This window comes from Streptomyces sp. NPDC043746, assembly GCF_056436485.1.
Window position 1 is genome coordinate 118,262 of sequence record NZ_JBWKCM010000005.1, and the last position, 24,787, is coordinate 143,048.

At 70.6% G+C, this 24,787-nt stretch carries 19 protein-coding genes and 1 pseudogene; 1 reads left to right on the top strand and 19 read right to left on the bottom strand.

Translation table 11 applies throughout. The features are described 5' to 3' along the window. Positions 1-39: 39 nt before the first annotated feature. The 7 genes from trxA to AC0682_RS07910 form a co-directional block, all read right to left on the bottom strand. Entirely contained in the window at positions 40-375 is a 336-nt protein-coding gene (gene trxA / locus AC0682_RS07880) for a thioredoxin (protein ID WP_254812122.1), read from the bottom strand. A gap of 44 nt (positions 376-419) precedes the next feature. Then, the gene (trxB, locus tag AC0682_RS07885) at positions 420-1,391 is read right to left on the bottom strand and encodes a thioredoxin-disulfide reductase (RefSeq protein ID WP_254812121.1); all 972 of its coding nucleotides are present in this window, start codon (positions 1,389-1,391) and stop codon (positions 420-422) included. A 115-nt stretch (positions 1,392-1,506) separates the two neighbouring features. Next, positions 1,507-2,490: an anti-sigma factor family protein gene (locus AC0682_RS07890; protein ID WP_478531579.1), complete on the bottom strand. Its 984-nt coding sequence runs from the start codon at positions 2,488-2,490 to the stop codon at positions 1,507-1,509. Then, complete coding sequence (gene sigM / locus AC0682_RS07895) at positions 2,487-3,203, bottom strand: RNA polymerase sigma factor SigM (protein WP_478531580.1); 717 nt, start codon at positions 3,201-3,203, stop codon at positions 2,487-2,489. The genes AC0682_RS07890 and sigM overlap by 4 nt, the downstream gene beginning before the upstream one ends. A gap of 101 nt (positions 3,204-3,304) precedes the next feature. After that, positions 3,305-5,047 (bottom strand): protein kinase family protein, encoded by a 1,743-nt coding sequence (locus tag AC0682_RS07900; RefSeq protein ID WP_478531582.1) that lies wholly within the window; start codon positions 5,045-5,047, stop codon positions 3,305-3,307. 129 nt (positions 5,048-5,176) lie between these two features. Next, positions 5,177-7,342, bottom strand: coding sequence for a murein biosynthesis integral membrane protein MurJ (gene murJ, locus AC0682_RS07905; protein ID WP_254812119.1), 2,166 nt, complete (start codon positions 7,340-7,342; stop codon positions 5,177-5,179). A 51-nt stretch (positions 7,343-7,393) separates the two neighbouring features. Beyond that, a complete protein-coding gene (locus tag AC0682_RS07910; protein WP_254812118.1) occupies positions 7,394-9,697 on the bottom strand; it encodes a DUF6049 family protein in 2,304 nt (767 codons plus the stop codon). Positions 9,698-9,879: 182 nt separating this feature from the next. Here AC0682_RS07910 and AC0682_RS07915 point away from each other — a divergent pair, with 182 nt between their 5' ends. Continuing rightward, on the top strand, positions 9,880-11,322 hold the full coding sequence (locus tag AC0682_RS07915; protein ID WP_254812117.1) for a CCA tRNA nucleotidyltransferase: 1,443 nt from the start codon (positions 9,880-9,882) through the stop codon (positions 11,320-11,322). A 216-nt stretch (positions 11,323-11,538) separates the two neighbouring features. Here the strand turns inward: AC0682_RS07915 and glmS are convergent, their stop codons facing one another. From glmS to AC0682_RS07975, 12 genes and pseudogenes are all read right to left on the bottom strand, one after another. After that, on the bottom strand, positions 11,539-13,368 hold the full coding sequence (gene glmS / locus AC0682_RS07920) for a glutamine--fructose-6-phosphate transaminase (isomerizing) (RefSeq protein WP_254812504.1): 1,830 nt from the start codon (positions 13,366-13,368) through the stop codon (positions 11,539-11,541). Between the two features lie 73 nt (positions 13,369-13,441). Continuing rightward, complete coding sequence (locus tag AC0682_RS07925; RefSeq protein ID WP_018488852.1) at positions 13,442-13,717, bottom strand: hypothetical protein; 276 nt, start codon at positions 13,715-13,717, stop codon at positions 13,442-13,444. A gap of 97 nt (positions 13,718-13,814) precedes the next feature. Beyond that, positions 13,815-14,699, bottom strand: a complete 885-nt coding sequence (locus tag AC0682_RS07930; protein ID WP_478531583.1) for a DUF4429 domain-containing protein — start codon at positions 14,697-14,699, stop codon at positions 13,815-13,817. Positions 14,700-14,840: 141 nt separating this feature from the next. Then, positions 14,841-16,619 carry an IucA/IucC family protein gene (locus AC0682_RS07935; protein ID WP_478531584.1) on the bottom strand — a complete coding sequence of 593 codons (1,779 nt, stop codon included), beginning with the start codon at positions 16,617-16,619 and terminating at the stop codon, positions 14,841-14,843. Further along, the gene (locus AC0682_RS07940; protein WP_478531585.1) at positions 16,616-17,212 is read right to left on the bottom strand and encodes a GNAT family N-acetyltransferase; all 597 of its coding nucleotides are present in this window, start codon (positions 17,210-17,212) and stop codon (positions 16,616-16,618) included. Before AC0682_RS07940 ends, AC0682_RS07935 begins: the two co-directional genes overlap by 4 nt. Further along, entirely contained in the window at positions 17,209-18,486 is a 1,278-nt protein-coding gene (locus AC0682_RS07945) for a lysine N(6)-hydroxylase/L-ornithine N(5)-oxygenase family protein (protein ID WP_478531587.1), read from the bottom strand. Before AC0682_RS07945 ends, AC0682_RS07940 begins: the two co-directional genes overlap by 4 nt. Continuing rightward, positions 18,470-19,918 carry a pyridoxal phosphate-dependent decarboxylase family protein gene (locus tag AC0682_RS07950; protein WP_478531589.1) on the bottom strand — a complete coding sequence of 483 codons (1,449 nt, stop codon included), beginning with the start codon at positions 19,916-19,918 and terminating at the stop codon, positions 18,470-18,472. The genes AC0682_RS07945 and AC0682_RS07950 overlap by 17 nt, the downstream gene beginning before the upstream one ends. A 202-nt stretch (positions 19,919-20,120) precedes the next feature. Beyond that, positions 20,121-21,005: a siderophore-interacting protein gene (locus AC0682_RS07955; RefSeq protein ID WP_478531590.1), complete on the bottom strand. Its 885-nt coding sequence runs from the start codon at positions 21,003-21,005 to the stop codon at positions 20,121-20,123. Between the two features lie 257 nt (positions 21,006-21,262). Beyond that, positions 21,263-22,681 carry an FG-GAP and VCBS repeat-containing protein gene (locus AC0682_RS07960; RefSeq protein ID WP_478531591.1) on the bottom strand — a complete coding sequence of 473 codons (1,419 nt, stop codon included), beginning with the start codon at positions 22,679-22,681 and terminating at the stop codon, positions 21,263-21,265. A 270-nt stretch (positions 22,682-22,951) separates the two neighbouring features. Then, positions 22,952-23,074, bottom strand: a complete 123-nt coding sequence (locus AC0682_RS07965) for a hypothetical protein (protein WP_478531592.1) — start codon at positions 23,072-23,074, stop codon at positions 22,952-22,954. Beyond that, positions 23,068-23,415: pseudogene (locus AC0682_RS07970) on the bottom strand (winged helix-turn-helix domain-containing protein); the annotation flags it as partial. The pseudogene AC0682_RS07970 and the gene AC0682_RS07965, both read right to left, overlap by 7 nt. A gap of 197 nt (positions 23,416-23,612) precedes the next feature. After that, positions 23,613-24,779 (bottom strand): acyl-CoA dehydrogenase family protein, encoded by a 1,167-nt coding sequence (locus tag AC0682_RS07975; protein WP_254812506.1) that lies wholly within the window; start codon positions 24,777-24,779, stop codon positions 23,613-23,615. Between the last annotated feature and the right edge of the window lie 8 nt (positions 24,780-24,787).

A 24,787-nucleotide genomic window follows, 5' to 3' on the forward strand; every position in this document is an offset into this window, starting at 1 on the left:
GGGCCCGTTTCACGTGAAACATCGCGCCGGGGCGTGCGGTTACTTGGCGGCGATGAAGCCTTCGAGGTCGCGGAGGATCGCGGCCTTCGGCTTGGCGCCGACGATGGTCTTGGCGACCTCGCCGCCCTGGTAGACGTTCAGCGTCGGGATCGACATCACGCCGTACTTGGCGGCGGTTGCCGGGTTCTCGTCGATGTTGAGCTTGACGATCTCGATCTGGTCGCCGTGCTCGGCCGCGATGGCCTCCAGCGAGGGGGCGATCTGACGGCAGGGGCCGCACCAGGCAGCCCAGAAGTCGACCAGAACGGGCTTCTCGCTCTTGAGGACGACGTCGTCGAACGTGTCGTCGGTAACGTGCTTCAGGTCGCCGGCCACGGCGGCCTCCTTAGTCTCTGGGGGGTGGGCGTGCGGTGGGACGTTCAGACGGCCGGGGTCTTCTCCGGTTCGGCGGGCTCGGCGTCGGCCAGCGCGGCGAGGTACCGCTCGGCGTCCAGCGCGGCGGAGCAGCCGGTGCCCGCAGCGGTGATGGCCTGCCGGTAGGTGTGGTCGACCACGTCACCGGCGCCGAAGACACCGGTCAGGTTGGTGCGGGTGGAGGGCGCCTCGACCTTGAGGTACCCCTCGTCGTCGAGCTCCAGCTGACCCTTGAACAGCTCGGTGCGAGGGTCGTGTCCGACGGCGATGAAGAGGCCGGTCACGGGAAGCTCGGAGGTCTCGCCGGTCTTGGTGTTCCGAAGGACCAGACCCGAGAGCTTCTGGTCGCCCTTGACCTCGGCGACCTCGCTGTCCCAGGCGAACTTGATCTTCGGGTCGGCGAAGGCCCGGTCCTGCATCGCCTTGGAGGCGCGCAGGGTGTCACGGCGGTGGACGATCGTGACGGACTTGGCGAAGCGGGAGAGGAAGGTCGCCTCCTCCATGGCCGTATCGCCACCGCCGACCACGGCGATGTCGTGGTCCTTGAAGAAGAAGCCGTCACAGGTGGCGCACCAGGAGACACCGCGACCGGAGAGGGCGTCCTCGTTGGGCAGGCCGAGCTTGCGGTGCTGGGAGCCGGTGGTGACGATGACGGCCTTGGCACGGTGCACGGTGCCCGCCGTATCGGTGACGGTCTTGATGTCACCGGTGAGGTCGACGGCCACGACGTCGTCCGGGATCAGCTCGGCGCCGAAGCGCTCGGCCTGGGCCCGCATGTTGTCCATCAGCTCGGGACCCATGATGCCGTCCTGGAAGCCGGGGAAGTTCTCCACGTCGGTGGTGTTCATCAGGGCACCGCCGGCCGTGACCGCGCCCTCGAAGACCAGAGGGTTGAGTGAGGCACGAGCGGTGTAGAGCGCGGCGGTGTACCCGGCCGGTCCGGAGCCGATGATGATCACATTACGGACGTCGCTCACGGGTTTCTTCCTCGTCTCTGCAGACTGCCTACTGCCTACGGGGGGCTGTACAACGACTCTCACCCCACCCAACGGATCCTACGGGTGAAGCATTCCCGATACGCCGTAGCGGTCCTCAGGGGCGGTCGTACGCCTCCGTGAGCAGTAGGCGGCCGGTCGACCCGGGAGCGGTGTCCACGCAGGAGGCGGCCACGACATAGGCCTGTACGCGGGTGGCGTCGCTCGGGTGCGGGAGGACGACGAGGAAGGCATCCGTCCCCTGATAGGTCCCCTCGTCGATGGCGAGCGCCGACGTGGTGCGGCCGGTCGCCTGCTGTACGCACGGAGGTACGGCGACTGCGGGGGTGTTGAACGGGTTTCTGGAGGCGGTCGCGTCAGGAGTTCCTCCTTCGGGCACCGCGGGTTCGTCGATGCGCGGCGACTGTTTCTGCCCGTTGAAGTCCTCGGTGCTCGCCCCACCGGCCAGCAGGTCCCGGACCTTGGTCTCCAGCGTGTCCCGGGAGTAGCTGTGGGAGGCATCCTCGGAGGCGCTGATCGCCCGGTCGGCCGATGTCTCCGACGAGCCCGGGGACGACGAGAGGTTCTGGAGGAAGAGCACGCTCAGACCGATGACGGCCGCTCCGCACGCGGTGCCCAGGAACACCGCACGGCGGCGGCGCCGGGCGGTACGGCGACCGGGTCCCGTGGCCCCCTGGGGGCCGCCCGGGGGCCGGTCCGGGGAGGATCCGGTGCGGCGTGTCGAGGGTGAGGCGCTGCCGGTGTCGGTGCTCTCTGTTTCACGTGAAACATCGGCGTCGCGGGAGACGGCTCCGACACGGGAGGCATCGGTCTTCTCATCGGCGGGAGCGTCCGTACGGGCCTCTGCGGCGAGCGCCGCGGCGATGCGGGCGGCGATGTCCTCGGGCATCGGCTCCGGCTCGGGCAGGCCGGTGAGCAGCCCGCGGATCTCCTCCAGCGATTCCCATACTTCCGCGCACAGCTCACACTCGGCGAGGTGGTCGCGGATCTCGTGCGCGCGGGATGGCGGGAGCAGCCCCTCGGTGAGATCGGAGATCTCGGAGACCTCCGGGTGCTGAGCCGTGTCGGTCGTGGATGTCACGGGCGTCCACCTCCTCCCTTCGCAGCGGCCGGGCCGTTCGCTTCTGAGCCCTTCGGTCCTGGCGCAGGTGGGACGGATGGGCCGGACGTCCGGTTCCTTTCGGTGACGCGGGTCTCTCCGTCGGGCTTCTCGCTCCCGTTCCCGCCGCGCAGGTGCCGGACCAGGGGGGCCAGTCTCGCCCGCCCCCGTGCGCACCGGCTCTTCACGGTCCCGGTCGGCACGTCCAGAATGCTGGCGGCCTCGGCCACGGGGTAGCCCTGCATGTCGACCAGGACGAGGGCCGCGCGCTGCTCGGCGGGGAGGGTGGCCAGGGCGGCGAAGAGCTGGCGGTGCAGATCCTGCCGCTCGGCAGGAGCCTCGGCCGACTCGTGCGGTTCCAGAAGCTGGTCGAGCCGCTCCGCGTCGTCCACCGGTGACGTCTTGCGGGAGGCGGCCTTGCGGACCCGGTCGAGGCAGGCGTTGACGGTGATGCGGTGCAGCCAGGTGGTGACGGCGGACTGGCCGCGGAAGGTGTGGGCGGCCCGGAAGGCCGAGACCAACGCGTCCTGGACGGCGTCGGCAGCCTCCTCCCGGTCTCCGAGAGTGCGCAGCGCCACGGCCCACAGCCGGTCGCGGTGGCGGCGTACGAGTTCACCGAAGGCGTCGGGGTCGCCCGCCACATGGCGGGCGAGCAGGTCCGAGTCGCTCGGTGCCTCGGGTGGAACGGAATCCACCGTGCTCCCCCTCCGAACCGGATCCGATGTCGTGTGCCACATTAACCGGCCGGCGCGCCCGGTGATCAGGGCCGGTGCGGAGCCTCCACACCGGCTCCCGGTCAGCCGAGGACGGAGATGTCGGTGATGCCACCGCGGTAGCCGCCGGTACCGTCCGCGGGCAGTTCCGTGATGTGGATCAGGACGTAGCGCGTCCGTACGGGCTTCTCCAGCTCCTGCTTGAGCGTCTTGCCGACGACCTGCTTTTCGGCGATCCGCTGGGGGAAGTCGGCCGACGAGGACGGTGACGTGGTGTCCGGGGCCGCCGCGAACACCGCGGTCGTCTGACCGGAGCGGTACATGTCGATGTCGATGGAGCGCACGTCCTGGACCTTGCCCAGGTCGACGATGATTCCGCTGCCCTGCCTGCGCTGGGGGAGGTTGCCGAAGTTCGCGAAGCCCAGGTAGCGGTTGGTGATCCACGCGGTGCTGGAGTTGTTGTCGACGGCGTGCCGTACGCCCTGCGGCTGGATCCCCGAGCCGTCGGGCATGAACTCAGTGGCCCCGGCGATGGTCAGCGGCTTGGGTGGGGCGGGCGGCGGCTTCTCGTCGTCGGTGGGCTGCGTGACGCCGGGGTCGACGGAGCCCTTGCGCTGGTCGAGCAGGATCTCCGCGAGCTGCCAGCTGCCGAGGCCGAGAGCGGCGATGAGGAGCGCCGAGACGCCCCACTTGAGGACCCGTCCGGTCCGGCTCTGCAGCGGGGCCGGAGGGGCTGCCAGCACCGGCTGGGCCACGGACGACGGAACGGTGGAGGGCCGCCCGTAGGTGCCCTGTTGATAGGTCGTCCGCTGGTAGGCGGGCTGCTGGTAGACGGGTTGGGCGGCGAACGTGGGTTCCGGCGGCCGGACGCGCGGCATGGCCGCGACGGCCTTGGCCAGTTCCTCGGGCGTTGTGCAGGGCGGCTCCTGCCGGGAGGCGGTGGCCCCGTCGTTGGCGAGCGCGCGCATGGCGAGTTCGGAGAGGCCTCGGTGGACGCCGGCGCGGACCTGGTCCGGGGCGATCAGCCCCATGCCCTTGGGCAGCCCGGAGAGGCCGTAGGCATCGTTCTCGTACGGCCAGCGCTTGGTCAGTGCGGCGTACAGGAGCGCGCCGATCGCCTCGGTGTCCTGGGCCAGGGGGCGGTCGGAGACGACACCGCGCAGGGCGGCGTTCACGGCGAGGCCGCGGATCCGGTACTGGCCGGTCGAACTGCGCAGTACCGCGCCGGGGGTGAGGCGCAGATGGGTGAGGCCTTCGCGGTGGGCGGCGGCCATGGCGTGGGAGAGCTGGCTGACGAGCTGGTAGGCGTCGTGGGCCTCCATCGGCCCGGCGGCCAGTAGCGCGGTCAGCTCGGTGGCGTCGGGGAGCCATTCGTGGACGACGTAGACGAGGTCGTCCTCCTCGACGGCGTCCAGCACCTGGACGAAGCGGGGGTCGCCGAGCAGGGCGGACGAGCGGGCCGCCGCCAGTACGGAGCGGGCTCGGGGGTGGTTGGCGGGCAACAGGTGGACGCCGACCGCGCGGCGCAGTTTCTCGTCGACGGCCCGCCAGCTGCTGAAGCCGTCCAGCCGGGTGACGCACTCCTCCAGGCGGTAGCGCCCGGCGAGTTTGTGGCCGCTGTGGACGTCGGGGGAGGCCGGAACGGCCTCGGAACGTGCCCGCCCGCCGTCCTGGCCCTTGGGGTTCTCAGGCTTCTCGGGGCTCGCGCCCTCGGTCTTCTCGGCCTGCGCCGTTCCGTCGTTCGTGGTCTCGTCCGCCTTGGCGGCCGACGGCTCGTCGCCGCCGTTGTGGGCCACGTCGACGGCAGCCGTGCTACGTTCCGCCACCGTCGTTCCTGCCTCCCCATCCGTTGCGCGAAGCCGGCCAGCTCGCCACAGTCACGCCAATTGTGCCCACACTCCGGCGCTATGCACGACACGCGCAGTCCGGGGATGGTTGTGCGATCGTGCGCTCATTCAGCGACCGAGCCGTCCACGGACCATGCCGACCAGGCCGTTGACCTCTTCGATGCGCATTTTCTTCGCCGCGACGAAGAAGATGCCCAGGAGGGTGATGCCGCCGCAGATCAGTGCGGCCAGCGATCCGGCGGCGCCTGAGCCGAGCAGTTCGAGGATCGCGTAGCCGACTCCGCCCCCGATCAGGGCTGCCGGGACGGCCGCCATGCAGAGCCGGGCGTAGGTCCGTACGACGTGCGCCCCGTCCAGGTCGCCGCCGAGCCGGGTGCGCAGTCGGCGCCAGGCGACGCCGACGCCGACCGCGTAGGCCAGACCGTAGGAGAAGGCCATGCCGACGACGGCCCAGCGCGCCGGGAGGACGACGTAGCAGAGGGCCGAGGCCGCGGCGTTGACGGCGGCCACGATGACCGTGTTGTAGAAGGGGGTCCGGGTGTCCTCGTACGCGTAGAAGCCGCGGAGCACGACGTACTGCACGGAGTACGGGATCAGGCCGAGGGCGAACGCCATCAGGATGAAGCCCATGGACCGGGCGGCCTCGGCGCCGCTGGAGGCGTACAGCAGGGTGCACATCGGCAGGCCGAGCGCGAGGAAGGTGAAGGCGACCGGGACGATGGCGACGGCGGAGTTGCGCAGCCCCTGCGAGATGTCGTCGCGGACCGCGCCGGGGTCGTTGTCGTGGGCGGCGCGGGAGATGCGGGGCAGCAGCGCGGCCATGACGGAGACGGTGATGATGGCCTGCGGCATGCCCCAGATCAGCTGGGCGTTGGAGTAGGCGAGGAACCCGGTGCCGTCCTTGTCGGACAGCTTGCCCGCCGCGGTGGCGAGCTGGGTGACGACCAGGACGCCGGCCTGGTTGGCGAGGACGAACAGCACGGTCCACTTGGCCAGCTTGACCGTCTTGCCGAGCCCGTGGCCCTTCCAGTCGAACCGGGGGCGGAAACGGAAGCCCGCTTCGCGCAGGTACGGAATCATCGCCAGAGCCTGGACGACCAGCCCGAGCAGGGTGCCGATGCCCAGCAGCCGGACGCCCTCCGGCGGGATCGTGTCCACGCCCATCCGGGATTCGGCGGAGGTGCCGTAGACCCAGATGAAGAGGCCGAACGTGATGATCATGACGACGTTGTTGAGGACCGGGGTCCACATCATCGCGCCGAACTTGCCCCGGGCGTTGAGGATCTGACCCATCACCACATGCACGCCCATGAAGAAGATGGTGGGCAGGCAGTACCGGGCGAAGGTGACGGCGACGCTGTTGGCGGCCACGTCGTCGGCGATGGTGCTCGACATCAGCTGGATCAACACCGGCGCGACGAGGACCGCAGCGGCCACGATCAGGCCGAGCGCGACCATGACCAGGGTCAGCAGCCGGTTGGCGAAGGCTTCGCCGCCGTCCTCGTCGTCCTTCATGGCACGGACGAGCTGCGGGACGAAGACCGAGTTGAGACCACCGCCGACGGTGAGGATGTAGATCATGGTCGGCAGGGTGTACGCGATGGTGTAGCTGTCACCGAGCAGCGCGGCGCCCAGGGCCGCGGTGATCACCAGCGACCTGATGAAGCCGGTGAGCCGGGAGACGAGGGTGCCGGCCGCCATCAGGGCGCTGGACTTCAGCACTCCGGAGACCCGGCCGCCGGACTTCGGCGGGACGGGGGCGGGGGCGGGGGCCGGCTCCGGCTCGGGCGGGCCCGGCGGCTTCCCGGCCCCTTCCTGGTCCCGGAAGAGGTGGGCGAAGGCGTCCGGCTCCTGCCGGTCGTCCGATGCCTGGGTGACGAGGGCGTCGACGCCGACGAACTGCGTGGTCGCCGGACGGTCCCCGTACGGGAGGTGGCGTGAGGGCCCCGAGGGCTCGGGAGGCGGCGTCTGGGCCCAGATGCGCGGGTCGGGGGCGTGCGGGGCCGCGGGGGGCTGCTGGTACAGCGCCTGCGGCTCCTGGTAGGTACCGGGGGGCGGCGGTGGGTGCGACGCCCGGTCGTAGAGCGCCTCGCCCACCGGGTCCTGGGCCGCGAGATCCTGGGCCCGGTAGGGGTCGTCCTCGTAGGCGTGCTGGAGGTACGGGTCGGGCGGCACCTGGCCGTCCTGGCCCGCGCCCGGGGGGACCGGGGGGCCGGACGGAGACCCTGCTCCGCCGGCACCCTGGCCGCGGTCACCGTCGTACGGCGCGTTCATCGAAAACCCCTACCTCATCGTCCCCGGCCGACCGGCCACGACAGACATCGCTCAACGGTCCACTTTCTCACCCGTTCCCGACGGGTCCCCGCTTTCCGGTCCGGTGTCCGGGGTCGGGTCACTCGGCTGCTCGGGTTCGCCGCCGTCGCCGTCGGCCGTGTCGCTTGCCACGGCGCGTTTGCGGGCTGTGTACATCCGGACACCGGCCAGCACCAGGAGCAGCAGGCCACCGGCGATGACGAGCAGGACGGTGGGGGTGACCTCGGAGACCTTCACGGTGAAGGTCATCTCCTCGCCGTACGGTGTGCCGTCCTCGGTGAAGAGCCGGGCGGTCACCTGGGCCCGCCCGTTGGCACTGGTCGCCGTGTCGAACTTCACCGACTGGCTGTGCCCGCCCGCGATCCTGACCGGCAGCTCGGCTTTCGTACCGTCGTCGTTGAACTTCAGCCGGATGTTGTCCGAGGACAGTCGCAGGACGAGCCGGTCGACGCCCTGCACCAGTTTGTTCTGCACGGTCACCGGGATCGTCGCGCTGCGGCCGGAGAGGGTGACGTCCGACTTGTCGATCAGCTGGACCTCGCCGGTGAGGTCCTTGAGGTAGGTGAGCACGGCGTCCCGGTACTCCCGTGCCTCCGGGGCGCGGCCCCGCCAGGACGTCGACATCGAGCGGTTGACCGCGTTGCCGAAGGGCGTCACCACGCGCTCGGGCTGGGTGAGGATGGTCTCGAAACTGTCGATGGAGCCCTGGGTGGTCCGGATGTCCTGGAACGCCTGAGTGGGCAGCTCCTGGCTGCGGAGCTTCTTCGGGTAGGCGGAGGCCCGCGGCACCTTGGTGGTCGCCAGGGGGTCCGGCTTCACCTCGGCAGCGGCCACCAGCTCCTGCGGCTGCGTCCAGCGGTCGCCCGAAAGGGCCTGGAGGGCACGGGCCATCGACTGTGCCTGGGCGGCCGTGGGCATCCGCTGGGGTGCCACGACGATGGAGCGCTCGTTGTCCGGTGCCTGCTCGTTGAGGGCGAGGGTCTGGGCGAGGAACTTCTGGACCGCGAGGGTCGAGGCGCCCGCCCGGAGCATGCTGCCTTCGAACGCGGTGGACAGCCGGGCGTCGGCGACGACAGCGGTGGTCCCCCCGCCGATCGGCCGGGCCGCCGTCGGGGTGTACGGCAGGTTCCCGGTCTCCCGGAAGCTGTCGCTGCGGGCGATCACATGGTGGGCGCCAGCGGAGGTCGCCACGTCCACGATGCCCGGGTCGACCGCGCCGTTCACGGGCCAGGCGAAGTCGGCGGACGGCTTCACGTGGAGGATGGTCTCGACTGTGGCGGCACCCACCGTGGAGGCGTTCTGCAGATGGCTGAGCGTCCCGGAGACGCCCTTGCCGCGGTGGGCGATCGAGGCCAGGTCCGGGTCGCCGAACGGCAGCGCGATCACCTTGCCGTCCTCCACCACCTTCTCCAGGGCGGTGAGCCACTGCCTGGCCACTGCCTGGTTCCTGCCCGGGACGGTGCCCTCGCCGGACTTCACGTGGTAGGGGCCGGCCATCGCGGCTGCGCTCGCCAGCAGGTCCGGGTCGATGACCCAGGTGACGGGGAGGCGGCTGCCGAGGGCGACCATCCGCTCCAGTCGGCCGCCGGGCGCCAGCTCCTTCGCCAGGGAGTCGTCGGTGAAGACCGGCGTCTGCTGTTCGTCGGAGCGGGTCTGCGCGGTGACGTGAGGGGAGGCGATCAGCGGCCAGAGGAAGGTGAGCTTCGTCCGCTTGTCGCTCTTCTCGGGCTGCCAGGGGAGGTACGAGCGCTGGATGCCCAGCACCTGCTCGTAGGAGGAGGAAGAGGTACGGCCGGAGACCGACACGCCCAGCTGGTAGACGCCCGACGCGTCGAGGTCCAGCTTGTCGACGGGGACGGTGAGCGTGAAGTTCTGGCTGACCCCCTTGCGCAGCGCGGGGAGCTTCACCGCGAACTTGTCGTCGATCGGGGCCGGGTCGGCACCGGGGAGGTACCCCTCGCGCTTGGCGGCGTCGTCGACCTCGCCCCGCCCGGAGAGCCGGGGGCCCACCCGCAGGTCGACCTCCGCGTCGTCGATCGTCTGGTTGCCCTGGTTGGTGAGCGTCCCGGAGACCGTCAGGGTGTCCCCCTTCACGGGGGCGGCGGGAGAGAGCGTGTCGAGGGACACATCGACCGTGCGGGAGCCCGTGGGGGCCTTCACGGCCTTCACCGGCTCGCCGGCCGCCGCACTCCCGGCGGCCGGAACGGCCAGCAGACCGGCCAGCAGAGGTGCACCGATGAGGCCGGAGGCTGTGCGCCGCAGCCACCGGCGGGCAGGAGAGGGACGCATTCCCTGGATGTCTGCCGCCTGGGCCACGCGTCTACCCGTTCCTCGTCGTCATCGGAGTCCGTCGGTCGTTGTCGGTCCTGCGTCCCCGCATGGTAACGAGGCGCGGAGGGCCGAAGTGCTGGGGTCCGGCTCACATGATCGCGGGAGGCCCGCAGGGTCCGGATAAACGGTGACGCCGCGGCCGGTCCGTGCACGTACCCTTTTCTGTTGTGCCGAACGCCAACGAAGAGAACGCCAGTGCCCTGAACCAGGTGCAGCATCGGGCGGTGAGTGAGCTGCTGCGTGTGTCCCCGGTCGCCGACGACCTCGCCCGCCGCTTCCGGGAGGCCGGATTCGGCCTCGCGCTGGTCGGCGGCTCGGTCCGCGACGCGCTGCTCGGCAGGCTCGGGAACGACCTGGACTTCACCACCGACGCCCGCCCTGAGGACGTACTCACCATCGTCCGCCCATGGGCCGACGCGGTGTGGGAGGTCGGGATCGCCTTCGGCACCGTCGGCTCCCAGAAGGACGGCTACCAGATCGAGATCACGACCTACCGGTCGGAGGCGTACGACAGGACCTCACGCAAGCCGGAGGTCTCCTACGGTGACTCCATCGAGGAGGATCTCGTACGCCGTGACTTCACGGTCAACGCGATGGCCGTCGCCCTGCCGGAGAAGGAGTTCATCGATCCGCACGGCGGCCTGAAGGACCTTGCCGACCGCGTGCTGCGCACCCCCGGTACGGCCGAGGCGTCCTTCTCGGACGACCCGCTGCGCATGCTGCGGGCCGCCCGGTTCGCGGCGCAGCTGGACTTCGAGGTGGCCCCCGATGTCGTCACCGCGATGACGGAGATGGCCGGCCGGATCGAGATCGTCTCCGCCGAGCGGGTCCGCGAGGAACTCAACAAGCTCCTTCTCTCGGCCCACCCACGCAAGGGCCTGGGCCTCCTCGTCGACACCGGGCTCGCCGACCACGTGCTGCCCGAACTTCCCGCTCTGCGGCTGGAAAGTGACGAGCATCACCGGCACAAGGACGTCTACGAGCATTCGCTGACCGTGCTGGAGCAGGCCATCGGCCTGGAGGAGGACGGCCCCGACCTCGTCCTGCGGCTGGCCGCGCTGCTCCACGACATCGGCAAGCCGAGGACGCGGCGCTTCGAGAAGGACGGCCGGGTCTCCTTCCACCACCACGAGGTGGTGGGTGCCAAGATGACCAAGAAGCGCATGACCGCACTGAAGTACTCCAACGACCTGGTCAAGGACGTGTCGAGGCTGGTCGAGCTCCACCTGCGCTTCCACGGGTACGGGGACGGCGAGTGGACCGATTCCGCCGTCCGCCGGTATGTCCGGGACGCCGGGCCGCTCCTCGAACGCCTCCACAAGCTGACCCGGTCGGACTGCACCACCCGGAACAAGCGCAAGGCGAACGCCCTCTCCCGGACCTACGACGGCCTGGAGGAGCGGATCGCCCTGCTCCAGGAGCAGGAGGAGCTGGACTCCATCCGCCCGGACCTGGACGGCAACGAGATCATGCAGATCCTCGGGGTCGGCCCCGGTCCGGTGATCGGCAAGGCGTACGCGTTCCTGCTGGAACTGCGGCTGGAGCACGGCCCGCAGGAACGGGACGCGGCGGTGTCGGCGCTCAAGGAATGGTGGGCGGGGCAGAGCTGAGCCGGTGCGGGGGGGGGTTTCGTTTGCCCCCCCCCCCCCCCCCATCCCCCCCCGCGCGGGGTTTTCCTTGACCCACCCACCCCCCCCCCCCCCCCCCCCCCCCCCCCCCCCACCCCCCCCCCCCCCCCCCCCCCCCCCCCCCCCCCCCCCCCCCCCCCCCCCCCCCCCCCCCCCCCCCCCCCCCCCCGCCCCCCGGCCCCGTTCCCGTACGGCCGCCTACTCGACCGTCACCGACTTCGCCAGGTTGCGCGGCTTGTCGATGTCCCGGCCCATCGCCAGGGCCGTGTGGTACGCGAAGAGCTGGAGCGGGATACCCATCAGGATCGGGTCCAGCTCGTTCTCGTTCTTCGGTACGACGATGGTGTGGTCGGCCTTCTCCTGCACCTGGTGCGCCACGGCGAGGATGCGGCCGCTGCGCGCCTTGATCTCCTCCATGGCGGCCCGGTTCTTCTCCAGCAGGTCGTCGTGCGGCACGATCGCCACGGTCGGCATCGCGGGCTCGATCAGCGCGAGAGGGCCGTGCTTCAGCTCGGAGGCCGGGTAGGCCTCGGCGTGGATGTAGGAGACCTCCTTCAGCTTCAGCGAGGCCTCGCGGGCCACCGGGTAGCCCCGCACCCGGCCGATGAACATCATCGACTTGGCGTCCGCGTACTCCGCCGCCAGCCGCTTGATCTCGTCCTCGCCCGCCAGGATCTCGCTGATCTGCTCCGGCAGCCGCCGCAGCCCGTCGATGATCCGCTTGCCGTCCGCGACCGAGAGGTCACGGATGCGGCCCAGGTGCAGGGCGAGCAGCGCGAAGGCGACCACGGTGTTGGTGAAGCACTTCGTGGAGACCACGCAGACCTCCGGGCCCGCGTGGACGTACATACCGCCGTCGGCCTCCCGGGCGATGGCGGAGCCGACCACGTTCACCACGCCCAGGACGCGGGCGCCCTTGCGCTTCAGCTCCTGGACGGCGGCGAGCACGTCGTACGTCTCACCCGACTGCGAGACCGCCACGTACAGGGTGTCGGGGTCCACGACGGGGTTGCGGTAGCGGAACTCGGAGGCGGGCTCGGCGTCGGCGGGGATGCGGGCCAGCTCCTCGATCAGCTGGGCGCCGATCTGGCCCGCGTGGTACGAGGTGCCGCAGCCGAGGATCTTGATCCGGCGCACCCCGCGCGCCTCGCGGGCGTCCAGGTTGAGGCCGCCCAGGTGCACGGTGGAGAACCGGTCGTCGATCCGGCCGCGCAGCACCCGGTCCACCGCGTCGGCCTGCTCGGAGATCTCCTTGTGCATGTACGTGTCGTGGCCGCCCATGTCGTACGACTCGGCCTCCCACTCCACCGTGGTCGGCGTGGCCGTGGTGGTCGACCCCTCCGTCGTGTACGTACGGAAGTCGTCGGCCTTCAGCGTGGCCATCTCGCCGTCGTCCAGCGTGACGACCTGGCGGGTGTGGGCGACCAGGGCGGCGACGTCGGAGGCGACGAACATCTCCTTCTCGCCGATGCCGAGGACGACCGGCGATCCGTTGCGGGCCACCACGATGCGGTCGTTGAAGTCCGCGTGCAGCACGGCGATGCCGTACGTGCCCTCGACCGAGCGCAGCGCCTGGCGGACCTTCTCCTCCAGGGTGTCGGCCTGGGCGCGGGCGATCAGGTGGACCAGCACCTCGGTGTCGGTCTCGGAGAGGAAGACGACGCCGTCGGCGGTGAGCTTGGCGCGCAGCTCGGAGGCGTTGTCGATGATCCCGTTGTGGACGACGGCGACCCTGTTCTCCGCGTCCAGGTGCGGGTGGGCGTTCTCGTCGCTCGGGGCGCCGTGGGTGGCCCAGCGGGTGTGCGCGATGCCGGTGGTGCCGGCGAACCGCTTGGGGACCTTGGCCTCCAGCTCACGGACCCGGCCCTTGGCCTTGACCGTCTTCAGCGTGCCCGGCTTGCCCGCCGCGGCCTTGCCGGTGATCACGATGCCCGCCGAGTCGTACCCCCGGTACTCCAGCCGCTGCAGCCCCTCCAGCAGCAGCGGTGCGACGTCACGCTTCCCGATATATCCGACGATTCCGCACATGGATTCTCTGCCCCTCCATCGACGTACACATTCCTTGAACCTGCCGCGCCCCGCACCCGGGCGCCCGGCCCGCTCAGCCGTAGACGATGCGGCGCAGCTGGCGGAGCGAGAGCTCCGGCGGCGCCACGGCGCGGTGCGGCAGCTCGGCCGCGATCCGCTCGAAGATCTCCGTGTTGACCAGGCCGCCGGACTGCAGTTCGCGGTGGCGGCGCCGGACGAAGTCGTCGGTGCTCTCGTCGAAGTACGCCAGCACGTCGAGGACCACCCGGGCCGCCTCACCGCGCTGGAGCGCGGTGGAGCGGACGAGGTGGTCGATGAGGTCGTCGTGCGACGAGCGGCGTTCAAGCACCCGTCGATATTGCGCGGCAGGACGCGGTTATGCAAGAAATCTGCCCGATATCAGGCAGGAGAGGTCGAGAAAGCGAGGCGGGCGGGTCGCGCGCCGGTCACATCCGGCTCAGGATCGCCTGCTTCGCCGTGCTGAACTCCTCCTCGGTCAGGACCCCGGCCCGGTGCAGCTCGCCCAGCTCCCGCAGTCGTCTCAGCAGCACGTCGTGGTCGTCGCCGGGCGGTACGGCGGCGGGTTCCGGCGCCTTGGTGAGGACCGGGGTCCCGGCGGGCGCGTCCACCGCCGTACGGGCCTGCGGCAGCCGGGCCAGCACTGCTGCCGCGACCACGACCGCCGTGTACTCCTTCTTGGACATCCCCCACAGCTCCAGGGAGTACATGTCGTACTTCGGAGGGGCCGAGACCGGGCCGTCCACCGGCTCGAACCGCAGGAAGCCGTTCTCCAGGCCTATCGAGGGCAGCCAGCGCACCGTCGCGATCCGTGACAGCGGCAGGGCCGCCGGGCCGCTCGCGGTCTTGGACTCCTCGGCCTTCCAGTTCCAGGTCAGCCGCACGGTCTCCCCGTCGAAGGAGGCCGTACCGTCGCCGCCCCCGCCCGAGACCGGCAGCGCGGGCCCCGGCAGCAGGAAGCGGTCCACCGGCCCTTCGGGGACCTGCTCGATCAGCAGCGCGTTGCGGACCTCGTCCACGAAGTACTCCGCCACCCCCGTACGGTCCTTCTCCACCGCCAGGACGTACGGATCGGCGCCGTCCTTCAACCGCCCGTCGGCGGCCCGCAGCACCGGGCAGGCGCCACCGCGCAGCCGGAGCCGCAGGCGGCCGCCCTTGCGCTCCGGCTCGAACGAGATACCCGCCAAGGCCTGTACGGGCACGGCCAGTTCACCCAGGGCCAGCCGGACCGGATGGGCCTTGCCCCCCGGCACGATGCGCACCGTCTCCCCGTCGAACGTCCACGTGCCGTCGCGCTGGATGATTTCTGCCATGCCCGCGATTCTGCCAGCCGGTCCCGGAGGGCGGGCCCTGTCCGCGACCGGCCGGACTCCCGGCGGGTGCCGGGAGCGGTCGGGAAGAGGTGAGCGCCCGGGGGACCGTCCCCGGGCGCTCACCGGCTCGGTGCGGACCGCTCAGTACGTGGCGATCGGGTTCTTCAGCCGACCCACCAACTGGAGCGCTCCGGCAGGGTCGTTGAGGTCGACCATCTGCTGGTTGTTACGCAGCTGGAGGCGGTTGAGGCAGGAGAGCGCGAAATCCGGGGCGAACAGGTCGTACCGCTCGAACTTCTCCGCGAGATGGGGCACCGACTCCTGGTAGTCGCGGGCGCACTCGGCGACCGTGCGCCAGAACGTGTCCTCGTCCAGGATCCCTTCGGTGGCCAGCCCGGCGCCCAGGAAGCGGAAGAAGCAGTCGAAGACATCGGTGAAGACCGACAGCAGCTTCATGTCCTCGGGGACCTCGGCCCGGATCCGGTCGACCTTCGGCGGCAGGACCGCGTCCGGGTCCATGACCGCGATCTCCTCGGCGATGTCCTTGAAGACCGTGCGGGTGACGATCCCGTCCTCCACGACCAGGATCACGTTCTCGCCGTGCGGCATGTAGACCAGGTCGTAGGCGTAGAAGCTGTGCAGCACCGGCACCAGGTAGGCGTCCAGGTAGTGCCGCAGCCACACCCGCGCGTCGAGCCCCGACTCCTCGATCAGGGCCCCGGCCACCGAGCGGCCCTCGTGGTCGGTGTGGAGCAGGGAGGCCATGGTGGCGACCCGCTCGCCCGGCTCCAGGGCCGGTACGGGGCTCTCGCGCCAGAGCGCGGCCAGCATCTTCAGATACGGGGAGCCCTTGGCGGTGGCCGCCTCGTACGCCCGGTGGTGGTAGCCGATCGCGGCCCGCTCCCGGATGATCGAGAACCGGGCGCCGGTCAGCAGGCTGTCGTGCTCGATGAGCGAGGCCAGCCAGTCGTTGATGGCGGGCGTGGCCTCCATGTAGGCGGCGGAGAGCCCGCGCATGAAGCCCATGTTCAGGACGGACAGCGCCGTCTTGACGTAGTGCTTCGTGGGGTGGTCGGTGTTGAAGAACGTGCGGATCGACTGCTGGGCCAGATAGGCGTCCTCACCCTCCCCGAGCACCACGAGGCGGCGTTCGGCCAGTTCGCCGGCGAAGGTGACCGCGAGTTTGTTCCACCACTGCCAGGGGTGGACGGGCAGCAGGAAGTACGCCTCCGGGTCCAGGCCGAGCGAGCGCAGGGTGGCGGCGAACCGCTCCCGGGTCTCCTCGCTCAGCTCGTTCGCGATCAGCCTGTCGTAGTCGAGACCGGCTCCGGCCGTGAAGGTGGCCCGGTCGCGCAGGGCGGCCAGCCACACCAGCCGGATCGGAGAGGCGGCCTCGGGGGCGTACGCACGGTACTCGTCGACCCCGAAACCGATCCGGCCGTTGTTGGCCACGAAGCACGGGTGGCCCTCGGTCATCCCGGTCTCGATGGCCTGGAATCCGGCCGCGACGAGCTGGCGGGAGGTGGCCGGTTCCTTGGTGAGTTTGTAGGCGGTTCCGGCCAGAGTGGAGGAGACCTCCTCCAGATAGACCGGCAGGACGTCGTCGCTCAGTCCGAGCGCGCCCCGCAGCTCGATGAAGAACTCCAGCGCGTCCAGGGGTACTTCGCTGCCGTGCCGGTGGCGTGTGATCGACTCGGCCTCGATCTGCCAGTGGTCCAGGGCGAACAGCCGTGCGGTGAAACGGTACTCCGTCCCCGCGTCGTCGCTACGGAGGGTGTAGCGGTCCTCGCCGACCGGAACGGGCGTCAGTAGCCGCTCATGGCTGAATTCCGCCAGTGCTTTGCGGACCAGCAGTCGGTTTGCGGTGGCCCAGCGGTCCGGGGAGAGGTGGGCGACGCTGTCGGTGAGGGCGGTCGTCATCGGTCGGTTCCTCCGGTTGCTGCTTCGAACTGCTCGCGGGTGCAGGCGCTGAGCAGCGCGTCCTTCTCCGGTTTGGCGATCTCCCGCAGCACCTCGAAGCCGACGGCCTTGTTGAGGGCCTGTACGGCGCTGTTGGTGACATCGGGCTCGACGACGACCCGGCGTACCGACGGGTCGGCGAAGAGGAAATCCATCACGGCGGTGATCACGGCCCGGGTGAAGCCGTGCACCGGGGTGTCGGTCGGTGCGACCAGGAAGTGCATCCCGACGTCGCCGGGCTCCGCCTCGTACAGCCCCTTCAGCTCGACCTCGGTGGGGTCGTACCGCTCGATCAGGAAGGCGGGCTCCCCGTCGTGCAGGCCGATGAACGCGTCGTGGTGCGGGTGGGCGGCGATCGCCATGTACTCCCGCTCCACGTCGTGGAGTCCAGCGCCGCCCATCAGCCAGAAGGCGGCCTTGGGGTGCGTCACCCAGCCGTGCACCATCTCGGCGTCCGCGAGCGGGTCGAGCGGGCGGACGGTGAACGTACCGATCTCTCCCGGAGAGTCGCCTTTCCCGGGATCTTCGTCGCTGCTGGTGCGGGGGCGGTTCATATCGCGAACTCCTGGAAGGCGATGGACTTCTCGACCGGGTAGTACTCACGGCCGAGCAGTTCGCCGATGATGTACGCGTTGCGGTAGGCACCCATGCCCAGGTCGGGCGAGGTGATCGAGTGGGTGTGCACCCCGGCGTTCTGCAGGAAGATCCCGCGGCCGGTGGTGTCGATGCTGTAGTTGCGGGCCACGTCGAAGCGGCCCCGGCTGTCGTGGCGCAGCCGGTGCTGGACCGGGTCCAGGAAGGCGGGGGCCTCGTAGCGGTAGCCGGTGGCGAGGATGAGCCCCTCGGTGGTCAGCTCGTACTCCTTGCCCTGCTCCTCCTGACGCAGCCCCAGGCGGTAGGCGCCGCCCTCCTCGTCGTAACGCGCGCTGACAAGGGCGGAGTTGGTGAGCAGCCGGGTCGGCACGGGGCCCGGCAGGTTCTTCTGGTAGAGCAGGTCGAAGATCGCGTCGATCAGCTCCCCGTCGATGCCCTTGAACAGACCCTTCTGCCCGGTCTCCAGTCGGTAGCGGGTCTCCTCGGGCAGCGCGTGGAAGTAGTCGATGTACTCCGGGGAGGTCATCTCCAGCGTGAGTTTGGTGTACTCCAGCGGGAAGAACCGCGGCGAGCGGGTGACCCAGTTGAGCCGGTAGCCGTGGACGTCGATCTCGGAGAGCAGGTCGTAGTAGATCTCCGCCGCGCTCTGCCCGCTGCCGACCAAAGTGATCGACTTCTTCTTCTGGAGTTCGGCTTTCCCTTCCAGATAGCGGGAGTTGTGCAGGAAGTCCCCGCCGAGACCGTGGCAGGCCTCGGGGATGTACGGCGGGGTGCCGGTCCCGAGGACGAGATGGCGCGAGCGCAGAACGGTCCCGGCGGCGGTGGTCACGGTGTAGAGCCCGTCACCCTCGTCGTAGGTCACCGCCTCCACGGTCTCGTCGAACCGGATGCTGTCCAGCTGGGCGGCGGCCCACCGGCAGTAGTCGTTGTACTCGGTCCGCAGCGGGTAGAAGTTCTCCCGGATGTAGAACGAGTAGAGTCTGCCGCGCTCCTTCAGATAGTTGAGGAACGAGTACGGCGAGGTCGGGTCGGCCATGGTGACCAGGTCCGACATGAACGGCGTCTGGAGATGGGCCCCTTCGAGGAACATCCCGGAGTGCCACTCGAAGTCCGGCTTGGACTCCAGGAAGACGCCGTTCAGTTCGTCGATCGGCTCGGTGAGGCAGGCGAGTCCGAGGTTGAACGGGCCGAGGCCGATCCCGATGAAGTCGTGGGGGTCAGGAAGCGCGGTCAAGGGAGTCTCCCAGGTACTGCTCGGCGTGGCCGGAGATCAGGTCGAGGACCGCGGCGATGTCTTCCACGGTCGTTTCGGGGTTGAGGAGCGTGAACTTCAGGAACTGGCGGGCGCCGACCTTGGTACCGGCGACGACCGCCTCGCCGGAGGCGAACAGCGCCTTGCGGGCGTGGAGGTTGGCACGGTCGATCTGGTCCGGGGAGGTGACCCCGGAGGGGATGTAGCGGAAGACGAGTGTGGAGAGCTGCGGCTGGACCACCACGTCGAAGCGCGGGTCGGCGACGAGCAGGTCCCATCCCTCGGCGGCCAGGTCGCAGACCTCGTCGAAGAGCTCGCCGATGCCGTCGGCGCCCATGACGCGCAGCGTCATCCACAGCTTGAGCGCGTCGAACCGGCGGGTCGTCTGGAGGGACTTGTCGACCTGGTTGGGTATCCGCTCCTCGGCCATCCGGCGCGGGTTCAGATACTCCGCGTGGTACGTGGCGTGGCGCAGGGTGGCCCGGTCGCGGACCAGCACGGCCGACGAACTCACGGGCTGGAAGAAGGACTTGTGGTAGTCGACGGTCACCGAGTCGGCGCGCTCGATGCCTTCGAGCATCCCGCGCCGCTGCCGGGAGACCAGCAGCCCGCAGCCGTAGGCCGCGTCCACGTGCATCCATGTGGCGTACCGCTCGCACAGGGCGGCGATCTCGGGCAGCGGGTCGATGGAGCCGAAGTCCGTGGTCCCGGCGGTCGCGACGACGGCCATGGGCACGGCACCCTCGGCCACGCAGCTCTCCAGCGCGCGGGCGAGGGCCACGGTCTGCATGCGCTTGTTGCCGTCGACGGGGACGGAGACCACCGCGTCCGGCCCGAGGCCGAGCAGCTTGGCGGACTTCTGCACGCTGAAGTGGCTGCACTCCGAGGTGAAGATCCGCAGCCGGGTGCAGTGCTCGGGGCGGACCTTCGCCTCCTCGCGGGCCAGCAGGAGGGCCTGGAGGTTGGACTGCGTACCGCCGCTGGTGAAGATCCCGTCGGCGGCCGGTCCGAAGCCGATGCGCTCGGTGGTCCAGTCGATCAGCCGGCGCTCGATGAGGGTGCCGCCCGCGCTCTGGTCCCAGGTGTCCAGGGAGGAGTTGACCGCGGAGAGCACGGCCTCGCCGAGCACGGCGGGGATGACGACCGGGCAGTTGAGGTGGCCCAGGTAGCGGGGGTGGTGGAAGTAGACGGCGTCGCGGAGGTAGACCTCGCCCAGCTCGTCGAGGGCGGCGGTGGCGTCGCCCAGCGGGCGGTCGAGGTCGATCGTGTCGAGGACGGGAGAGAGTTCGTCGACACCGATGCCGCTGAAGGGGCGTTCGGTGGCGGCGAGTTTGGCCGCGACCCGTTCCACTCCTGCGGTGACGGTACGCCGGTAGTGCTCCGCAGTCGTGTTGTTGAGCAGGTGCGAACGCATGAAGGGGTCCTCCCGGGTGAGGGGAACTTCATCGCGCCCCTCCGGGCAGGGGAAGAAGGGGGACGAGAGACGCGATGTCGAAGTGAGGTAAGCCTAACCTAAGGGTGATCGTGGTTTGTCCTGCACCCCTTTGGGCGGGGTGATTGTGTGCTTGGGTGGGCTTTCGGGGCGGGGGCGAGCCCGCGTGGGGGCGCCCTCCGGGTCAGGGAGCCTGGGGCGGGGCCTGCTCCACCGCTCCGGCGTGCGCGATGGTCTCCGCCCGCAGCTGCTCCTCGCTGAGCCCCCGCCGCCAGTACTCGGCGAAGGCGACCCGCTCGCCGTCGAAGCCGCGCTCCTGGACCAGGTGGCGGCGCAGGGCGCGCACCTCGGACGACTCGCCCGCGATCCAGGCGTACGGGGTGCCCTCCGGCAGCTCGGCGGCGCGCACGGCCTCCACGGCTGGCAGGGCGCCCTCGCTCCGGACGAGCCAGCTGATCCGGGCCTTGGCGGCGGTGTTGAGGGCCTGTCGGTCCTCCGTCTTCGGCACCTCCAGCCAGACCCGGGCGGGCATCCCGGCGGGCAGCCACTCCAGGGCGGCGGATGCGGCGGCGAGGGCCGTCTCGTCGGCCCGGATCAGCACCCAGTCGGTGTCCTTCGGCGGCCGGAAGCGTACGGAGGTGTTGTCCTCGACGGCCGGTCCCAGCACCTTGAGCCGGTCGCCCGTCGTCGCCATGAGCGCCCAGCGGGAGGCGGGCCCGCCGTCACCGCGGAGCGCGAAGTCGATGTCCACCTCGGTGGAGCCGTCGGCCCTCACGCGCTGGGCCCGCACGGTGTACGTGCGCACCACCGCCCGTACGTCCTCGGGCAGCGCCCGCCACTCCGGGTGCCAGGCCCCGTCCGCGCCCTCCGCTACCACGGCCTCGCTCTGTCCCGGGTGCGGCAGGAAGATCGACAGGCTCTGGTCCCGACCCCCGGCTCTGAACCCGTCGGCCCCGGGCCCGCCCAGGGTGACCCGCAGCATGGAGGGGCCGAGTCGCCTGGTCCGCAGGACGGTCAGGTCGAAGAACCGGAAGGGGGCGACATGGGGAACGGCGGCAGTCGTCGTCAACGAGGGCTCCTCCGGAACGGGCGGGAGCGGCGGGCGGACGGGCCCGGCTCCGGCGAGGGCGATCCGAGGGAAGGTTAGCCTAACCTTGCTGGATGGTCACGGTGTCGTGCGGGTTCCGGTGCCGGGTGCCACGGCGCCCAGCCGCGCGGGAGCCGCCCGCCGCCGCCCCACCTGCTGCGATCGATGCCGAAGGGGGCGAGCGCCCACGGCACCCGCCCCCTCCTCCCCGCCCGGCGCACCCCGCCCGGCCGCGAGCCCTACTCGGGCAGGCCGGGTCCGGCGTTCTTGAGGACGGACGAACCCGCCCCCGTCACCCCGCCCTTGGCCCCCGGCAGGATGCGGACCGTGTTCTCGCCCGGCACCGAGACGGCAAGATCGGCGCGGCCGTCCCGGTTGAGGTCCCGCAGCCGGACGTCGTAACCGAAGCTGTCGTACGCCTTGATGTCCCCGGCCACCCCGGGGAGCGACTTGCCGATCTCGGCCGAGCGCGATCCGGCGAGCCCGCCCTTCCCGCCCAGGAAGAGATGGGCCGCGCCGGAATCGGTCCGGGTGCCGATCTTCTCGGTCGGTACGCCGACGGCGAGGTCCGCGTACCCGTCGCCGTTCGCGTCCCCCGCGGCCACCGACGCGCCGAACGCGTCGCCCCGCTCCGCGACGCCCGGCACACCGGCCGTGTCCTGGGTGAACGTGGCGCTCTTGCTGCCTGGCCCGGAGGAGGTGCCGTACCAGACGGCGACCGCGCCCCGCCGGTCGCTCGCGTGCGGGTTGCCGATGGCGATGTCCCCGTACCCGTTCCGGTCGAAGTCACCGATGGCCGCGTCCAGCCCCCGGCGGGCCTTCTTGCCGTCGATCACCTTGACCGGGCCGGAGGTCAGACCACCGGCCGCGCCCTTGAGGAACCAGGCCTCGGTGCGGAACGCGCTGCCGACGCCGCGCGCCCCGAGGACGACCAGGTCGGTCTTCTTGTCGCCGGTGACCTGGCCGGCCGCGATGGTGTCGCTGTGCCAGCCCTGGCCCACCCGGTCGTACGTGCTGACCTTGCCCAGGCCGCCGGCCTTGGTGAAGCCGCCCCGGTAGAGGTAGACGTCACCGGCGTTCACGACCGCGATGTCGGGGCGGCCGTCCCCGTTGAAGTCCCCGGTGGCGATGTCGGCGCCGAACCCGCCGTACGCGCCACCGCCCTTGCGGGGCAGGGACGTTCCGCCCTTGAGACCCTTGGCCGAACCCCATACGAGGGTGACCGAGCCGACGGGGGTGGGCCCGACCTCCTCGCTCGGGTTGCCGACGATGAGGTCCGCGTACCCGTCCCCGTTCAGATCGGCGCTGTCCAGCACCGCCCCGAACTGGTCGTTCTGCTCCCCGACTCCGGGGATGCCGGGCGAGTCCTGGTGGATGACCTGCTTCCTCGACGTCAGCCCCTTGGGGCCGCCGTAGGTGATGAGGACGGCGCCACCGGTGATGGCGCCCAGACCGTCGTGCGCGTACGGGACGGCAAGGTCCCGGTAGCCGTCCCCGTCGAAGTCGTCGGCGTGCTTGGCGGGGGCGGCCGAGGCGGGCGCGGCGGCCAGCAGCGGCACCGGCCCGGCGGCGAGCGCCACCCCCACGGCGATCGACGTCGTACGGAGACGGAACCGACGCGCACGGGCGGGGCGGGAGGGTCTGGGGTGCTGGTTCATGGAGGGCTGCTGCTCCTGGGGTTCAGGGCCGTGCCCCGGCGAGGGGCAGGGCTGCCGACGACACACGCAAGACCGCCGCCGGGGGCGGAAGGTTGTACGTGCGGCGGAGTCCGCCCGGAGCCCGCCCCGGCGGCGCGGTCCGAAGGCGTTGACCGCCATGGTGACCGCGATAGAGAGCCGTGGCTGGTCAGGTCAGGCGGTCGCCTGTATTCCCGATCTCAACACAGGGGCGTCGGCGTGATGCACAGCAGAACAAGGTGCTACAGCGGCCTACGCGATCAGCCGACGCGTGAACCCGGCGCCGACCAGCCGCTCGTACGCCGCCACGGCCTGGTCCGGCACCGGCTGCTCGATCACGAAGCCCTGCGCGGGGTAGAGCAGCAGCCGCTGCAAGGTCGAGTCTGGTCGCCCCTGCTGTGGGGGCGTCCCGGGGCGACTCGGTTCGCGATGAAGGCGACTTCGTCGCCGTCGCGCCGTTTCGCTTTGTCGTAGCGGTCGATGCCCAGCCGCTTGAGAGCTGCCGGCGGCCGTACGACAGTGCCATGTCCGCGCGAAGAAGTGACCAGGCCCTCTGCCTCCAACGCCTTGTACGCCGCATGGACCGTGGACTTGGAGCCCTCGCCCGCCGCCACGAGATCTCTGATGCGCGGCAGCCGCTGACCCGGCGCGTACTCGCCAGTCCTGATGCGCTCGGCCAGTTGGACGGTGTTCTTGTCGTCCCAGCCGGTGGCCACGAGCAGGCAGACCTCGACCTCGTTCCCGGAGCCGCGCTCCGGTGGCCGCCTTGCCGGTGCGGGCATTCGCTCTGCCTCGACCTTGGGCCGTCGGAGGCGGATGGGGAGGAGCGATGACCCGCTGACGCGACCACCCCTGCCGCCATGGAATATCCCACGGCGGCACGGGCGGTCATGTCGGAACAGCAGCGGCAAGCTCAGGCCGGCAGCCCCAACTCCCGGGCGATCAGCATCCGCTGGACCTCGCTCGTGCCCTCGCCGATCTCCAGGATCTTCGAGTCGCGCCACATCCGGGCCACCGGGTACTCGTTCATGAAGCCGTAGCCGCCGTGGATCTGCGTGGCGTCGCGGGCGTTGTCCACCGCGACCGTGGAGGAGTACAGCTTCGCGATCGCCGCCTCCTTCTTGAACGGTTCGCCCGCCACCAGGCGGGAGGCCGCGTCGCGCCAGCCGATGCGGGACATGTGGGCGCGCGTCTCCATGTCGGCGATCTTGAACTGGATGGCCTGGTTGGCACCGATCGGCTTGCCGAAGGCGTGGCGTTCGGCCGCGTACTTCACGGACTCGTCCACGCAACCCTGTGCCAGGCCCGTGGCCAGGGCCGAGATCGCGATGCGGCCCTCGTCCAGGATGCGCAGGAACTGGGCGTAGCCCCGGCCCTCCTCGCCCAGGAGGTTGGCGGCGGGGACGCGGACGTCGGTGAAGGACAGTTCGCGGGTGTCCGAGGCGTTCCAGCCGACCTTGGAGTAGGGGGCCGCGACCGTGAAGCCGGGGGTGCCGGAGGGGACGATGATCGCGGAGATCCGGGGGCGGCCGTCCTCCTTGCGGCCCGTCACGGCCGTGACCGTGACCAACTCCGTGATGTCCGTGCCCGAATTGGTGATGAAGCACTTCGAGCCGTTGATCACCCACTCGTTCGTCGCCTCGTCCAGCACCGCGGTCGTCCGGGTGCCGCCCGCGTCCGAGCCGCCGTCCGGCTCGGTGAGGCCGAAGGCGCCCAGCGCCTCGCCCGCGCACAGCTTCGGCAGCCACTGGCGCTTCTGCTCCTCCGTGCCGAAGAGGTGCAGCGGCATCGCGCCCAGCGAGACCCCGGCCTCCAGGGTGATCGCCACCGAGGAGTCGACCCGGGCCAGCTCCTCCAGGGCGATCCCGAGCGCGAGGTAGTCGCCGCCCATGCCGCCGTACTCCTCCGGGAACGGCAGCCCGAACAGGCCCATCCGCCCCATCTCGCGCACGATCTCGTACGGGAACTCATGGCGCTCGTAGAATTCGCCGATCTTCGGCGCGACCACGTCGTGCGCGAACTCCTCGACCGTGCGGCGCAGTTCCTCGTGCTCGGCGGTCAGCCGGTGGTCCAGGGACATGGGATCAC

What these genes read in the sequence shown, in the direction of transcription:
- AC0682_RS07960 (WP_478531591.1), bottom strand. Translation starts at nt 22,681, where the DNA reads ATGAACCAGCACCCCAGACCCTCCCGCCCCGCCCGTGCGCGTCGGTTC.
- AC0682_RS07930 (WP_478531583.1), bottom strand. Translation starts at nt 14,699, where the DNA reads ATGGCAGAAATCATCCAGCGCGACGGCACGTGGACGTTCGACGGGGAG.
- AC0682_RS07940 (WP_478531585.1), bottom strand. Translation starts at nt 17,212, where the DNA reads ATGAACCGCCCCCGCACCAGCAGCGACGAAGATCCCGGGAAAGGCGAC.
- murJ (WP_254812119.1), bottom strand. Translation starts at nt 7,342, where the DNA reads ATGAACGCGCCGTACGACGGTGACCGCGGCCAGGGTGCCGGCGGAGCA.
- AC0682_RS07935 (WP_478531584.1), bottom strand. Translation starts at nt 16,619, where the DNA reads ATGACGACCGCCCTCACCGACAGCGTCGCCCACCTCTCCCCGGACCGC.
- glmS (WP_254812504.1), bottom strand. Translation starts at nt 13,368, where the DNA reads ATGTGCGGAATCGTCGGATATATCGGGAAGCGTGACGTCGCACCGCTG.
- AC0682_RS07950 (WP_478531589.1), bottom strand. Translation starts at nt 19,918, where the DNA reads ATGCGTTCGCACCTGCTCAACAACACGACTGCGGAGCACTACCGGCGT.
- AC0682_RS07975 (WP_254812506.1), bottom strand. Translation starts at nt 24,779, where the DNA reads ATGTCCCTGGACCACCGGCTGACCGCCGAGCACGAGGAACTGCGCCGC.